General features: G+C 37.0%; 13 protein-coding genes. 11 read left to right on the top strand and 2 right to left on the bottom strand.

All coding sequences use genetic code 11. The features are described 5' to 3' along the window. Positions 1-8: 8 nt before the first annotated feature. The 11 genes from J0L69_02550 (at position 9) to J0L69_02500 (ending at position 11333) form a co-directional block, all read left to right on the top strand. A complete protein-coding gene (locus tag J0L69_02550) occupies positions 9-2894 on the top strand; it encodes a leucine--tRNA ligase (protein MBN8692043.1) in 2886 nt (961 codons plus the stop codon). Positions 2895-2956: 62 nt separating this feature from the next. Further along, a complete protein-coding gene (locus J0L69_02545) occupies positions 2957-3901 on the top strand; it encodes a DUF2167 domain-containing protein (GenBank protein MBN8692042.1) in 945 nt (314 codons plus the stop codon). After that, the gene (locus tag J0L69_02540) at positions 3901-5136 is read left to right on the top strand and encodes a TlpA family protein disulfide reductase (GenBank protein MBN8692041.1); all 1236 of its coding nucleotides are present in this window, start codon (positions 3901-3903) and stop codon (positions 5134-5136) included. Before J0L69_02545 ends, J0L69_02540 begins: the two co-directional genes overlap by 1 nt. Position 5137: 1 nt before the next feature. Then, complete coding sequence (locus J0L69_02535; protein MBN8692040.1) at positions 5138-5722, top strand: riboflavin synthase; 585 nt, start codon at positions 5138-5140, stop codon at positions 5720-5722. A gap of 167 nt (positions 5723-5889) precedes the next feature. Continuing rightward, on the top strand, positions 5890-6465 hold the full coding sequence (locus J0L69_02530; GenBank protein MBN8692039.1) for a nicotinate-nucleotide adenylyltransferase: 576 nt from the start codon (positions 5890-5892) through the stop codon (positions 6463-6465). 315 nt (positions 6466-6780) lie between these two features. Continuing rightward, positions 6781-7119 carry a helix-turn-helix transcriptional regulator gene (locus J0L69_02525; protein MBN8692038.1) on the top strand — a complete coding sequence of 113 codons (339 nt, stop codon included), beginning with the start codon at positions 6781-6783 and terminating at the stop codon, positions 7117-7119. Next, positions 7119-7985 carry a hypothetical protein gene (locus J0L69_02520; GenBank protein MBN8692037.1) on the top strand — a complete coding sequence of 289 codons (867 nt, stop codon included), beginning with the start codon at positions 7119-7121 and terminating at the stop codon, positions 7983-7985. Before J0L69_02525 ends, J0L69_02520 begins: the two co-directional genes overlap by 1 nt. Before the next feature lie 287 nt (positions 7986-8272). Then, positions 8273-8608, top strand: a complete 336-nt coding sequence (locus J0L69_02515; protein MBN8692036.1) for a hypothetical protein — start codon at positions 8273-8275, stop codon at positions 8606-8608. A 6-nt stretch (positions 8609-8614) separates the two neighbouring features. After that, positions 8615-9763, top strand: coding sequence for a hypothetical protein (locus tag J0L69_02510; GenBank protein MBN8692035.1), 1149 nt, complete (start codon positions 8615-8617; stop codon positions 9761-9763). A 74-nt stretch (positions 9764-9837) separates the two neighbouring features. After that, positions 9838-10959 (top strand): SiaB family protein kinase, encoded by a 1122-nt coding sequence (locus tag J0L69_02505; protein MBN8692034.1) that lies wholly within the window; start codon positions 9838-9840, stop codon positions 10957-10959. Continuing rightward, the gene (locus J0L69_02500; GenBank protein MBN8692033.1) at positions 10959-11333 is read left to right on the top strand and encodes a DUF1987 domain-containing protein; all 375 of its coding nucleotides are present in this window, start codon (positions 10959-10961) and stop codon (positions 11331-11333) included. The genes J0L69_02505 and J0L69_02500 overlap by 1 nt, the downstream gene beginning before the upstream one ends. Here J0L69_02500 and J0L69_02495 read toward each other — a convergent pair. Both J0L69_02495 and J0L69_02490 read right to left on the bottom strand, forming a co-directional pair. Beyond that, positions 11330-13333 carry a tetratricopeptide repeat protein gene (locus J0L69_02495; protein ID MBN8692032.1) on the bottom strand — a complete coding sequence of 668 codons (2004 nt, stop codon included), beginning with the start codon at positions 13331-13333 and terminating at the stop codon, positions 11330-11332. The two genes, J0L69_02500 and J0L69_02495, sit on opposite strands and share 4 nt — an antisense overlap. 9 nt (positions 13334-13342) lie before the next feature. Then, positions 13343-15289 carry a SpoIIE family protein phosphatase gene (locus tag J0L69_02490; GenBank protein MBN8692031.1) on the bottom strand — a complete coding sequence of 649 codons (1947 nt, stop codon included), beginning with the start codon at positions 15287-15289 and terminating at the stop codon, positions 13343-13345. Positions 15290-15308: the final 19 nt, after the last annotated feature.

Genomic DNA, 15308 nt, shown 5'->3' with positions numbered 1-15308 from the left:
ACGATTACATGGAATACAATTTTAAGGACATAGAAAATAAATGGCAAAAGATTTGGAAAGACACCAAACCATTTAAAGCAGATAATACTTCTACCAAACCAAAATATTATGTACTCGACATGTTTCCTTATCCTTCGGGTGCGGGTTTACATGTGGGGCATCCCCTTGGCTATATTGCTTCCGATATCATGGCGCGTTACAAACGTCACAAAGGATTTAATGTGCTGCATCCAATGGGTTATGATAGTTTTGGTTTGCCTGCAGAGCAATACGCCATTCAAACCGGACAACATCCTGCGGTAACTACAGAGCAGAATATTGCGCGTTATCGTGAACAATTAGATAAAATCGGTTTTTCATTTGACTGGGATCGCGAAGTGAGAACCTCAGATCCTTCGTATTACAAATGGACACAGTGGATTTTTATTCAACTTTTCAATAGCTGGTACAATAACAATAGCAATAAAGCTGAAAGCATTGATACGCTTATTGCTGAGTTTGAAAAAAACGGAAACGCCAACGTGAATGCGCCTTGTGATGAAAATACAAAAGCATTTACAGCTTCCGAATGGAAATCGTACAGTGAAAAAGAAAAGTCAGATACTTTAATGCAATACCGATTAACCTACTTAGGCGAAGCGTATGTGAACTGGTGTCCCGCTTTAGGAACAGTGTTAGCAAATGATGAAGTGAAAGATGGTGTGAGTGAGCGCGGCGGACATCCGGTAGAAAGAAAATTAATGAAACAATGGAGCATGCGCATTACCGCTTATGCTCAGCGTTTACTAGATGGATTAGATACCATCGACTGGACAGAAAGTTTAAAAGAATCGCAACGTTATTGGATTGGCAGAAGCGAAGGAACAAGTTTGAAATTTCAAATTGAAAATTCTGACTTACACCTGGAAGTGTTCACCACCCGTCCGGATACCATTTTCGGTGTGAGCTTTGTCACCATAGCACCGGAACATGAATATGTAGATACAATTACAACAGCGGAACAAAAAGCCGCAGTGCTGGACTACGTTACCAAAGCGAAAAACAGAAGTGAGCGCGAACGCCAGGCGGATGTTACTAAAGTGAGTGGCGTATTTACCGGAGCTTATGTTATTCATCCGTTCACAGGAAAAAAAGTACAGATTTGGGTGGGCGATTATGTGTTGGCAGGTTACGGAACAGGCGCAGTAATGGCAGTACCGGGACATGATGAGCGCGATCACCGCTTCGCTAAACATTTTGGCTTACCGATTTTACAAGTGGTAGAAGGACCGGATGTTCAGGAACAATCTTATGACGCTAAAGAAGGAAAATGCATTAACTCCGATTTCTTAAACGGACTCGAAGTAAAAGCAGCCATTAAAAAAGCCATAGAAGAAATTGAAAAAAGAAATTTAGGAAAAGGAAAAACCAATTACCGTTTACGCGATGCTGTGTTTGGCCGTCAGCGTTATTGGGGAGAACCTATTCCTGTTTATTATAAAGATGGCATTCCGCATGTGATGCCGGAGAATGAATTGCCATTGGTATTACCGGAAGTCGATAAGTTTTTACCGACGGAAGACGGTGAGCCGCCATTAGCTCGTGCGAAAGACTGGAAATACAAAGGACAATACGATTACGAATGGACCACCATGCCGGGATGGGCAGGAAGCTCCTGGTATTTTTTGCGTTATATGGACGCGAAGAATGATAAAGCATTTGCCGATAAAAAATTAACCGACTACTGGCAAAATGTAGATTTATATATTGGCGGCAGTGAACACGCTACAGGACATTTATTGTACGTGCGTTTCTGGACTAAATTTTTATTTGACAGAGGATTTATTGCGGTGGATGAACCTGCAAAGAAATTGATTAATCAGGGGATGATACAAGGGAGGAGTAACTTTGTTTATCGCCTAGAACTTGATGATTATACAGGAGGTAAAAAACTTCCCAAGAGCGTATTTGTATCAAAGGACATATTAGATGCTATAAGAAAAAACGGAGCTTGTCAAGAGTTTGAGCAAGTAGAAAAGTTAATAAAAGAAGAATTCAATATTACGCTTGACATAAAAAAAGATTTTAAAATTACTAGTCTTCATGTTGATGTCAACATTGTCAATAATGATGTATTAGATCAAAAAAGCTTTAATGAATGGAAACCTGAAACTGCCAATGTCCTTCTACTAGTAAATCAGGAAGGAAATTACGTTTGTGGTACGGAGGTTGAAAAGATGTCTAAATCCAAGTACAATGTTGTAAGCCCTGACGCGATTTGCGAAAAATTTGGTGCGGACACTTTGCGTTTATACGAAATGTTTTTAGGTCCACTGGAACAAAGTAAACCTTGGAACACAAATGGCATTACCGGCGTATCGGGATTCTTAAAAAAATTATGGCGCTTGTTCTACCAAACAGGAAGTTTTGTGGTGAGTGAAGATGCGCCGACAAAACCGGAATTAAAAACATTACACAAAACCATCAAGAAAATTACGGAAGACATTGAACGCTTTTCGTTTAATACTTCAGTTAGTAATTTCATGATCTGTGTGAATGAATTAAGCGATTTAAAATGCAACAAGCGTGCTATACTAGAGCCATTATTGGTTTTAATATCTCCTTACGCGCCGCATATTGCTGAAGAGTTATGGGAAAAACTCGGTCACAAAGAAAGCATTGCTTTTGCGGCCTTCCCTGAATTTAATGAGGCGCACTTAGTAGAAGACAATTTTAATTATCCGATTTCCTTCAATGGTAAAATGCGTTTCAATTTAGAATTAGCGGCTAATTTAAGTGTACAGGAAATTGAAAAGCTGGTGATGGAAGCCGAACAAACACACAAATACTTAGAGGGTAAACAACCGAAGAAAGTGATTATTGTTCCGAAGAAGATTGTAAACATTGTGATGTAGTTTTTATTACTAAATGGCATAAATATTTTTTGTTCTTTGCCTAAATAATCTATATTTACTATATGAAAAAAATAACCTACACCTTACTAATAGCATTTTTTAGCTTGGCAAGCTTCGCACAGGAAATTAAGGAGGACTCCTTAGCACTTCTTATGCAGGCTACGCAAAACTATTATGATTCCATTAATAAAAGTTTTACTTACCAAACCGGTGAAATTTTATTGGACGGTGGTATGGCGAAAATCAAAACACCAAAAGGATTAAAGTTTTTAGATGCAAAGCAATCTAAAACTGTATTAGTTGATTTATGGGGTAATCCAAACGCTGATGGTATAATTGGTATGTTATTCCCGGAAAAATACACGCCGCTTGATTCAAACTCATGGGCCTTTACAATTAGCTTTGATGAAATGGGTTTTGTAGAAGATGATGATGCGGAAGACATGGATTATGCCGAGTTATTAGAGACAATGAAAAAAGAAACGTTGGAGAATAGTGCTGAAAGAGAAAAAAACGGATACGAACGCATTGAATTAATTGGTTGGGCCTCTGCTCCGTTTTATGATAAGGAGCGCAAGGTTCTACATTGGGCTAAAGAATTAAAATTTGGAGAGTCTACCATTAATACTTTGAACTACGATGTACGCGCTTTAGGAAGAAAAGGTGTATTATCGATGAACGCCGTAGGAAGTATACACTCTTTACCTGAAGTAAAGCCTGTCATCAATTATTTATTATCATCGGTTGAATTCACAGAAGGTAATAGATATAAGGATTTTAATCCGGAAATTGATCAAGTTGCAGCTTGGACAGTTGGAGGTTTAGTAGCCGGAAAGGTTTTAGCTAAAGTTGGTTTCTTTGCACTATTATTAAAATATTCTAAACTTATATTTATCGGCATCGCCGCTGCCGCCGCAGGAATTTGGAAATGGATAAAGAACAGGGGCGAGAAAAAAGAAGAGAATGATAAAAATCCTCCTACAGACATTACCAATACCCCTTCATAATGCGTAAAGCACTTTTAGTATACCTTTGGCTCTACATATTTTGCTCAAATGCTCAAACATTCAAAAAAGGCATTTGGCGCGGTGTACTTACATTAAGTGAAACAAAAAACGAAATCATTCTTCCTTTCAACTTTAATGTAAAATACATTAACAACGCTCCCGTTATTGAAGTGCTCAATGCCGACGAAAAAATTGTGGTAGATGAAGTTTCTGTGTTTGGCGACTCTGTTAACTTTTACATGCCGGTGTTTGATACGGAGTTCCGCACAGCATTACGAAACGATTCTTTAAACGGTGTTTGGATTAATCATACCAAAAAAACAAAGAATGTACTTCAGTTTGAAGCGGTGTATAACAACGCTACACGATTTGTAACCACTGCCAAACCTAAAGTGGATTTTACCGGTCGCTATGAAGTCACGTTTAACGCTGGCACTTCTGATGCGTATAAAGCGGTTGGTATATTTAAACAAAGTGGCAGTAAAGTAACCGGCACGTTCTTAACTGAAACCGGCGACTATCGCTATTTGGAAGGAGCCGTGCAAAATTCAAACATGTCGCTCTCCTGCTTTGATGGTTCCCATGCTTTTTTGTTTTTCATGACCGCAGCCAACAAAACAGGAAAAGTAAATGATTTGGAAGGAAAAGTATTTTACAGCAATAGCGGTACCGAAAATTTTGTCGCGAAACGCAATGAACAATTCAAATTAAAAAATCCGGAGTCGATTACTGTTTTAAAAACACCGGGAGAAAAAATTTATTTCACCTTTCCGGATACAGACGGCAAAAAAGTAAGTTTGAGTGATGAAAAATATAAAAACAAAGTCATCATCATTCAGTTGATGGGCAGCTGGTGTCCGAATTGCATGGATGAAACGGCTTACTTATCGAAAGTGTACCATAAATATCAAAACTCCGGTTTGGAAATTATTGCTTTAGCCTATGAACGCACCGACGATTTTGAAAAAGCCAAGAAAAATGTTTTACGTCTGAAAAAACGCTTTATGGTTGATTATGATGTGTTGATTACAGGTTTAACAGGAAAAGCAAAAGCCGCGGAGAGTTTGCCTTTCTTCAACAACATCAGCGCGTTTCCAACTACTATTATACTCGACCGCAATCATGAAGTAAAAAGTATTTACACCGGATTCAGCGGTCCGGCTACAGGAAAAGCGTATGTACAATACACAGAAAAAACAGAACATTTAGTTGAACAACTCTTATTAAAAAAGTAAAATGTTTACAGGCATCATTGAAACATTAGCAAAAACAGAAAGCATTGAAAAAGAAGGCAGCAATGTGCATTTTACTTTTTCTTCCTCTATCACACACGAATTAAAAATCGATCAAAGTGTAGCGCATAACGGTGTGTGCCTTACGGTTGTGAAAATAAGCGGCGATCGTTATACGGTAACCGCTATTGACGAAACTTTGAAGCGCACCAATTTAGGAAGTTTAAAAGTTGGGGATGTGGTGAATTTAGAACGCTGCATGCCGGCGAACGGAAGATTTGACGGACATATTGTACAAGGGCATGTGGATACAACCGCGACTTGTGTTAGCGTTAATAATTTAAATGGCAGCTGGGAATTTGTGTTTGAGTATGAAAGCAACCCTAAACATATTACTGTTGAGAAAGGAAGTATTACGATTAACGGTGTAAGTTTAACGGTGGTGGATTCGAAGCCAAATATGTTTTCGGTTCATATTATTCCGTACACATTTGAGCACACCAATTTTAAATCGATAGAACGCGGCACAAAATTGAATCTGGAATTTGACATAGTAGGAAAATACATCGCGAAGATGTTAGGGAAGTAAATTACAATGGACCCTTCGACAGGCTCAGGGGCCCTCACCGTGTCATGTCGAACCAAAGCCGGTGTCATGTCGAGCGAAGTCGAGACACGACACTAATGAAATTAAATATAGTTCTCGAGTACTCCCGATAGCTATCGGGACGAACTGACAAAATAAAAAACAACAAAATGCACATAGGTTTATTCTTCGGTTCATTTAATCCCATTCATGTTGGCCACATGGCCTTAGCTAATTACATGGTGGAGTTTACCGATATGGAGCAAGTGTGGTTTGTTATCTCTCCGCATAATCCGTTAAAAGAAAAAGCTAGTCTGCTCAACCAGAATCAGCGTTTGTATATGGTAAACGTAGCCATTGAAGACGATGCGCGTTTTAAAAGCAGCACCATTGAATTCGATTTGCCTCAACCTTCTTATACAATAAATACCTTAGTGCATTTAAAAGAAAAATATCCTCAACATACATTTAGTTTAATCATCGGACAGGATAATTTAGAGAACTTCCATAAATGGAAAAACTACGAAGAGATTTTAAAGAAATATAAATTGTATGTGTATCCGCGACCTGGCGCTAAATCAAGTGAATTAGAACAACATCCTAACGTAGTTCTCACGCAGGCACCTTTTATTGATATCTCCTCCACCTTCATCCGCGATGCCATCAAAAAGAAAAAAGATGTGCGCCATTATTTACCTGAAAAAGCCTGGCAGTATATCGACGAGATGAATTTATATAAGAAGTAAGTTTACTCTTTAGCAGGGTGAGAGCCTATTCGTTAATATAAAGGCTAAATTGAACCATGACTAAATTCTCCCCTGCTAAGGGGAGATGTCCGCAGGACAGAGGGGTTTTAGTAGTGACTAAAGCAGACCCTCACCCCAGCCCTCTCCCAAGGGAGAGGGGGAGTGCGCTTCCGCGAAGCGGGAGGGGGTGATTCCACTTTTAAAATTTTACTCCCTCTAAATCAGCAAATTACATAATATTCATATACATTGGTTTCTTATGTATTGGATTTAGATGTATCTTTGTCTTAAGTAAAACATTATAAAAGGAAAAACATGTATTCATCCGAATTAATAAAAGGCACCTTAAAGACCATCGTTTTAAAACTGTTGGCCGAGCACAAGAAGATGTATGGTTATGAAATTACACAGATGGTAAAAGAGATGACCAAAGATAAAATTCAAATTACGGAAGGAGCGCTTTACCCTACTCTGCATGCATTAGAGGCAGAAGGTATTTTAATTACTGAAACCGAATTTATTGGTAAGCGCGTTAGAAAATATTATTCATTAAGTCCGGAAGGCAAAAAATTAACGAAAGAAAAATTAAGTGAGTTTGCCGACTTTATGAATACCATGAAATTTTTGCTTGATATAAAGCCCAAGCAAGCTTAATGTACCGAGTCTCTGACGAGCAAATAGAATTTATACTTGATGACATTAAAAAACGTGGCATTGAGATGGAGGACCTACAACTTAACCTCCTGGATCATATTTGCTGTATACTGGAGAGAGAGCTTAAAGAAACAGATGATTTTAACGAAAAATACAACGAAACCATAAAACAATTTTTTAAATCAGAACTCTGGGAAATAGAAGAAGAAACAGTAGGCCTTTTATATTTTAAAAACTATTATAAAATGAAACGCTTTTTATACATATTACTTGTTCTCTCATTAGGATACAATGTTTTGGTGCTTTCAAAATTCGGTTATAACTATTACAAGAATTGGCAGTACAATAAGGAATGGGAAATGATGAAAAGTGTTACGTTGGATGAAGGATTTAAAGTACTTACTGAGCAATTAAAAGAAAAGAATCCTTCAGCATTAGAAAAAAGTTATTTATGTATTTCATTTGTTGGTGACCCAATGTCCGAATATGAAAGAAAGTACACCCCAGAACCCCGTGACTCTTCTGAAATTAAACAAAATAAAGAATATCGTTTAGGAAAATTACGCCAACTTGATTCAATCGCCGGAATTTATAATAAAAACACAGTACACATCTTTGCGTTTAAACGCTCAGACGAATACGTGGATCAAACTATAATTGAATACAAATCACTTTTTAAAAATGTTCTTTTTGTTGATGGTCAAACTAAACTATTATCTGGCTTTTTGAACAGCAAAAAAGCACCACAAGGTTTTTCGCAAGGATATTTTGTGCTTGACAAAACCGGCAAAGTAGTTTTTGATTGTAAACACATCGTAAATCAGCATATTTTCCTATCACGCTTTCTACAAACTTTACCTAATTAAAAATGAAGCGCTCGTTTAAAATAGCCCTTTTAGTTTCCCTTATGCTTAATTTAATTTTTGTAGGCATACAGATATTTGCATATTTCCAAAGGAAAAAGGAAACAATTACTTATTACCCAAGTAAAACGCAGAAAATCGTTAACGCGCCCATAGCAAAAAAGAAATTTTTAGACTCTTTATATATCCAATTTCCTGAACTAAAGTCCAAAAAATACCTGTTCTTTCATTTCTGGTCAACTCACCATTATTGGTCAACAAAACCTCTACTGATATACGACACTTTAATAATGCCGTTAAACTCTCAATTAGGTTATGTTTTAGTAAATGATGAAAAGGAAACTCGTTCGAAAAAAGTATTAAAGGATGATTCGGCATCAACTAGAAATTTTCTATACGTTTTCAATTCTGAAGATTTTATTCTTGCCATTAATCAGGAGTTGAATTTTAAATACAGTCGTTTTTGGTATCCAAAATACCCTTTGAGCGTGATTATGAAAACAGATAGCAGTAAAATAGTCTTTTTTGATACTTTAGGAATCGTTGGCAAAACAGCCCCAGAAGATTCCTTAAGGGATAAAGAAAGTTGTAAAGCAATAAAAAAAGCACTTAGCGAACTTAAATAATATTAAATGTACCACATCAGTGATAAACAAATAGATTTTATTCTCGATGACATAAGACGTCGTGGCATTGAGATGGAGGACCTGCAGTTAAACCTCCTGGATCATGTTTGTTGCATCATTGAACAAAACCTCAGTCATGATGGAGACTTTGAGGACTTCTATAAACAAACCATTCCCAAATTTTGCAAGAGCGAACTCTGGGAGATAGAAGAAGAAACCATCAATTTATTAATCTTTAAACACTATTACACCATGAAAAAAATAATGATCTACAGCGGCTTGTTTGGCGCATTTGCTACACTTGTCGGCGCTTCATTTAAAGTAATGCACTGGCCCGGAGCAAACTTTTTAATGTTACTGGGTATTGTATCCATGAGTTTAATTTTCCTTCCTTTTATGTTCACTTTAAAAATAAAGGAAAAACAAAACACGAGAGATAAACTCATTTTAGCTACCGGTTCCATTGCCGCTACTATGGTTGGCATCACCTCTCTCTTCAAAATTATGCATTGGCCTTATGCCGGCATTCTCTTATCGGTTACTTTAAGTATTGTTCTATTGGTGTTTCTTCCGCTTTACTTCATCAGCGGCATTAAAAACCCTGAAACAAAAGTAAACACCATTGTTACCTCTGTGCTGATTTTAACAGGTACCGGTTTATCCATGGTGCTTCCGAAAGCGTCGCCAAGTTTAACGCTAAGCAAAGCAACCGTTAATTACATGCGTAACGAAAATCAGACTTTAAACACCATGAAAATGTTGGTTAAGCCTGATTCTCTCCATCAAGAGAATATGGAATCTTATCATGCCTTTATGCAAAGTGCAGATAAATTAAAGGATGCCATTATTAACGGAATTGCGGGTGTTGATTTTCAAACTTATCTTAAAAATGATGAGCAAATCACTCCTACTGTTCTAACACCGGTTCAATTTAATGCCTTTCCTGAAAAAGCAAATTTCATTGAGGCTGTGGTGAATTTTGAATCGAAACTAAACAGTAAAATCTACACCTACGAACAAATGAATGAGCCTGTATCCGGTCGTGCCGCTGAAATTGATGCTGCATTGCAAGCTCAGCCCCATGTAAAAGATCTAACTTGTTTCATTACCAATCTGCAAACCCAGGCTACTTTAGCCATGCTAGGTACTAGATAAGACCTAAACCCCTATAGGCAAAAAGTCTATAGGGGTGGGGTTTTGGAATATATCAAAAATACTTATATTAGTATGTGCTTTCTACGGCCACATACTGCATAAGCGGCGAACAGCTCTTTATTTTGTTTAAGGAGTTGGAAGATTATAACTTAAGTTATGTCTACAAAGGCATTTTTAATCCGAATTTGACGGATAAAATTCTTTCCCTTTCCGAAACCAACATGAACCTTACTGGGGAGTCATCTAAAACTCAAAAGAAGGTTTATTTTGTGATGGTAGAAACTTTACAAAACATTACCCGCCATCAGGACTTAACACAATCAGAAGAAAATCACGCTTTTTTTGTTGTACTTAATAAAAACGGCGAATACTCTCTAACGAGCGGAAATATTATTGATGATTCTAAAACGGCTGAATTAAGCAGCAGCATTGAGAAAATCAATTCGCTGGATCCGGATGGCTTGAAAGAATATTCTAAATATGTTTTGGAAAACACGGGTTTATCCGATAAAGGCGGCGCCGGTTTAGGTCTCATTGAAATGGCGCGTAAATCAGGAAATAAACTTTTGTATCATTTCCGCAAGCTAAAAGATAATTCTTCTTTTTTCTACTTCAACACAAAAGTTCATTCCGAAAAAAGTACGGCAGAATTAAATAACAGTCCGGATAATATTATGCGTTTGCATGATTTTACCAAGGAACATAAAATCAATTTAATTTATCAGGGTGTATTTACGCACGAGAATTTAAAAAGTCTCCTCACCATGACCGAAGGCAGCGTAAGTAAAAATGATGATCTGGCCTTTAAAAGAAAAACGGTGAACGTAATGGTAGAGTTATTGCAGAATATTTGCAATCATGCTTCTACCCCTAATAAAGAATCTCTTGGCAAGCACGGGATTTTAATTGTGTCGAGTAATGATAAAGGTTGTTGCATCTCATCCGGTAATTATATCAATAATTCGGAAGTCAATGCGCTGAAACAAAAAATTGATTTGGTTAATTCGCTCAACAATTCACAACTCGAAGATTTATATTCTGAAACCATTGTTAAAGAACAAGAGCCCGGACAAAAAGGCGCGGGACTCGGCTTCATTGATATTAAAATGAAAAGCGGCAATAATATTGATTATACCGTTGTGAATTGCGCCAATGCTTATTCCTTTTTATCTATTAATGCTTTTATTGCTTTTTAATGGAAGATGTCTATGAAATAAAGGCAACAGAAGACACACCGGCGGTTACGCTGCATAAAACTAATGGCTTACTTAGCATCAGCGGGAAATCATTACCTGAAGATTCCGCCACTTTCTACCAACCGGTTATCGAATGGTTGAGTGTGTATTTGAATAATGCACCTTCTAGTACAACTGCCGAATTTAAACTGGAATATTTCAATACTTCTTCCTCTAAACAAATCTTTAAGATAATTTCGCTCTTAAAGGAATTATCGAAAACAAAGTCGGTGGCCATTAGATGGTATTTTGATAAAGGCGATAAGGATATGCAATTATCCGGCGAGCGTTTTTCAAAACTCTGCCAAATGCCTATTGAAACTATTCAGAATTAAATAATAAATCCGGCAACTAAAACATCATCTGTTTGATGACGTTGACCTTTCCAGCTTTCCAATTTTTCCTTAAGTATTTGCTGTGGTTGTCCGTTTACAAAATCTATTTGCGTAATCAAATTCTCAAAATTAGAAACCAGAAACTTCGAATTATTGCTTCCTCCAAACTGATCGTAATACCCATCTGTACTCATGATGACAGCATCGCCATCATTCAATAATTCTGTTTTTGTTTGAAACATTTTGCCGGAAGAACCAAGTCCTCCGCCAATGGAGAAAATATCGCCTTTCAATTCTTTGGCTACACCATTGCTCTTTACATAAATACTTAAGTTGGCAGAGGCGTATTGCAATTCGTTTTTCTTTTTATCGTCGATGTAACAAACACAAATATCCATGCCGTCGTCTTGCTCCATGATATCAACTCCACTCTGACGTAAAGCTTTTATCACGCCTTCGTTAAGATGGAACAAAATTTCGGCGGGATCTAAAATATTTTTTTGATTTACAATTTCATTTAGCAAAGTATTTCCAATCATGCTCATCAAGGCACCGGGAACACCATGTCCGGTACAATCTGCCACCGCGAAAAACGATTTGCTATTATGATGCGTAAACCAATAAAAATCACCGCTCACAATATCTTTCGGACTGTAATAAATAAAATGATTCTTTAAATGTGCTTTTATAGCTTCCTGCGGCGGAAGAATTGCGGTTTGAATTCTCTTTGCATAATTTATGCTGTCTGTGATCTGATTGTTTTTTACTTCTATCTTCTGATAAGCACGCGCCAGTTCAACATTTGCTTTCCTCTTAATATTATATCGGTTAAACAACAATAGTGCAACTATTACCAAAAGCGCGAGTCCTCCGATTAAAGTCACCAAGGCTGTTCTCTGCCTGTTTACACGCATGGCTTGCATTTCATTTTCACTGCTTAAGGATTTAATTTCTTTGTCCTTCTCATTGGATTCATACAAAGCTTGCATTTGCTCCATAGCATTCGTATTTCTTTCATTTACCAAAGAATCCTTGGTTTGGTTATACAGTTTCATGTAATGGATAGCGCCTGCTAAATCGCCTTGCTTTTCGAGGGCTTCTGATAATAAATACGAAGCCTCCATAATAGAGCCCTTGTTTTTTATTTGCAGACTCATATCCATGGCTCTTCTCAACAACTTCATTGCCTCTCTGCATTTTCCGGTTTCACATAAAATCTGTCCGATACTCGACAATACTTTTACTTGTCGGTCGTTGGCGCCGGAACCTTTATAGGCGTCCATACGGTTTTTGAAATAACCCATGGCTTTATCAAAATCTTCCGGCTTTCTTTCCTTTAAAGCTTTCTTTAAATAAAGATCGCCAAGATTAATTGTAACCATGTCAAGTCCGCCGGCACCTTCCGGAACCACGGAAAATATTTTGTAAGCTTTAGTTAAATATTCCAATGCTAAATCCCATTTTTCCTGATACATGTACACAATAGCAATGTTGTTATATGAATTACTCAATTGTGAAGTGTCGCTCTGACGACGGAGGTCAATGCACTTTAAATGAAACTCCGTTGCTCTTTCATAATAATTTTTGTCTAAGGTGAGTTCGCCCTTGCTGGCATAGGCATTAGCAATATTATTGTAGCAATTGGCGATTCCATCTTTATCATTCAGCTTTTCAAAAACCGCTGCCGACTCAATATAATACTCAAGCGCCTTATCAAAATAGTTTAAGCGATGATACAGTGTGCCCAGTTTTCGCTTACATAAAGCCTGCCACTTTTCATCCTTCAGGCTTTGTGCGTATAAACGCATTTCGGAAATCACTTGAAGCGCTTCTGCTGGTTTATTCAGTTTACTGAATGCTAATCCTGTATAGGCCATGATTTTTATCGAATCGTTTTGCGTTGTTGCAATTAAATCGCGAACTGAGTCTTGCTGCGCGTTAGCACGAATAGTGATGCAACACACTAAAACCAGAAAAATAATAAAACGAATAACTCTCATAGTAAATTCTTAAATTCTTAAACCTACAATACAAACGTCGTCAACTTGTTCTAATCCACCCTTCCAACTTTCGAAAACATTATTTAATTTCTCCTTTTGATCCATTGTTTTCAGAGCACTAACTTTCAAAATTTCTTCCTGAAGTTGTTTGTATTTAAATTTCTTTCCTTTTGGTCCTCCGAACTGATCGGCATAACCGTCTGTAATTAAATATAAAGTATCCCCCTTTTGCAAATTGAATTCGTGCTTAGTAAACGGAATGGTATCATCGTGTGATTTACCCACGGGCATTTTATTTGTTTCAGATACTATTATTTCTCCGTTTCGCACCAAATAAAAGGAATTGTTTGCACAAGCATACTTTACTTTGTTTGTTTTAAAATCAAATGCACACAGAATACAATCCATACCGTCCTTACTTTCATCACCGCCTTCGGGATTCAACGAACGAATGATATCTTTACGCGCTTCGTTTAAAATTTTATCGGGCTCTGAAATGTTTCTTTCAATAATAATCTCATTTAAAATGGATATGTTCAGCAAACTCATGAACGCACCCGGCACACCATGTCCGGTACAATCTGCTACCACTAAATAAAACACTCCTTTGTTTTCTAATCCCCAATAAAAATCGCCGCTTACTATATCTTTTGGTTTATACAATACAAAAAAATCCGGAAGGTGTTTTTTTAAATACAAATCACTCGTTAATAAAGCGCTTTGAATTCGCTTCGCGTAACTAATAGAAGATAAAATTTCAGTGTTCTTTTGCTCTACTAATTCCTTTTGCTTGGAGATGATATCGTTTGCTTTTTTCTTCTGGCGGTATTCTTTAAATACAAAAGCTACTAAAAACAATACCACAATTAAGGCTACAACAACGGCCATAATTACCTTATTCTGCGCCTCAATTTTTGCTTTAGAAATCGCATCACGATTCTTCTGCTCTTGTTGTTGTAATTTTTTTTGCTGCTTTAATTCGTTTTCAAATTCAGTCTTTAATACTTCACTTCTTAGTTTTTCAATAGAGGTAGAGTCCTTCAACAAAAGATAATCCTTTAAAAACTTGAGGGCTTCCTTGTAATTACTTTTATTCTCCGCCACTTCAGATAACTGTCGACTCAATTCCATTTTACTGGATGTAATACCGGTGCGTTCTGAAATTTGCATGGCCCTATTAAAGTTATCTCCGGCCTTTCCATAATCTTTCTTGAGCAAATAAGCTGCACCTAACTGTTCGTAATTAAAAATGTGTCCCGGTCCTTCATCGTATCTGCTCACATATCCCAATGACTTATTAAAATAGGAAATGGCTGAATCGGGAGTTTGTGTTACCAAATAATTAACCCCCAAATTATGAGTAGCCATTGCCATTAACATCGAATCACCCTTTGCTCTCCCTGCTTCAAAGGCTCGTCTCAAATAAACATTAGAACTTGGAATCTGTTTTAACTTTTGATAAATGGTACCAATGTTATTGGATAGTATTCCCAATTTACTTTCATAATTGTTGGTCGTGTAAATTTTGTGTGCCTTGAAATAATACGAAAGCGCGATTTTAAATTCATCCAGTCCCGCATAAATAGCGCCTATGTTAACATAACCTCCGGCAATACCAACTTGATTTTTCGCCTTCTCATACGTTTCAATGGAACGGGTATAAAAATAAATAGCCTCCTTCGAACGAGATAATTCGCGATTAAGTGCGCCTTTAAAATTATAGGCATTTGCTAAAACATTGTTGTCGTTATGCTCATTTGCATAAGTCATTAATGAATCAATGACTAATTCTGCTTGCGAAAAATTAGAATTATCTAAATACATGGAAGCACGATCACTTAACGCTTCGGCCTGTTTATCTTTTTGCGCATTAGCAGAAATGTCGCAAAAAAAACAGAATAAAATTATCCACGCAGTAGTAAATAAATTTCTATAGATATAAAAAAAGGAAGCCATGCCAGCTTCCTAAATTTCA

Source organism: Bacteroidota bacterium, from assembly GCA_017303905.1.
Taxonomy (GTDB): Bacteria; Bacteroidota; Bacteroidia; order B-17B0; family Aurantibacillaceae; genus JAHEYG01.
Note: the sequence above shows the minus strand (reverse complement) of the source record. Positions and strands in the feature narration are given on the sequence as shown.

What these genes read in the sequence shown, in the direction of transcription:
- J0L69_02550 (MBN8692043.1), top strand. Translation starts at nt 9, where the DNA reads ATGGAATACAATTTTAAGGACATAGAAAATAAATGGCAAAAGATTTGG.
- J0L69_02545 (MBN8692042.1), top strand. Translation starts at nt 2,957, where the DNA reads ATGAAAAAAATAACCTACACCTTACTAATAGCATTTTTTAGCTTGGCA.
- J0L69_02540 (MBN8692041.1), top strand. Translation starts at nt 3,901, where the DNA reads ATGCGTAAAGCACTTTTAGTATACCTTTGGCTCTACATATTTTGCTCA.
- J0L69_02535 (MBN8692040.1), top strand. Translation starts at nt 5,138, where the DNA reads ATGTTTACAGGCATCATTGAAACATTAGCAAAAACAGAAAGCATTGAA.
- J0L69_02530 (MBN8692039.1), top strand. Translation starts at nt 5,890, where the DNA reads ATGCACATAGGTTTATTCTTCGGTTCATTTAATCCCATTCATGTTGGC.
- J0L69_02525 (MBN8692038.1), top strand. Translation starts at nt 6,781, where the DNA reads ATGTATTCATCCGAATTAATAAAAGGCACCTTAAAGACCATCGTTTTA.
- J0L69_02520 (MBN8692037.1), top strand. Translation starts at nt 7,119, where the DNA reads ATGTACCGAGTCTCTGACGAGCAAATAGAATTTATACTTGATGACATT.
- J0L69_02515 (MBN8692036.1), top strand. Translation starts at nt 8,273, where the DNA reads ATGCCGTTAAACTCTCAATTAGGTTATGTTTTAGTAAATGATGAAAAG.
- J0L69_02510 (MBN8692035.1), top strand. Translation starts at nt 8,615, where the DNA reads ATGTACCACATCAGTGATAAACAAATAGATTTTATTCTCGATGACATA.
- J0L69_02500 (MBN8692033.1), top strand. Translation starts at nt 10,959, where the DNA reads ATGGAAGATGTCTATGAAATAAAGGCAACAGAAGACACACCGGCGGTT.
- J0L69_02495 (MBN8692032.1), bottom strand. Translation starts at nt 13,333, where the DNA reads ATGAGAGTTATTCGTTTTATTATTTTTCTGGTTTTAGTGTGTTGCATC.
- J0L69_02490 (MBN8692031.1), bottom strand. Translation starts at nt 15,289, where the DNA reads ATGGCTTCCTTTTTTTATATCTATAGAAATTTATTTACTACTGCGTGG.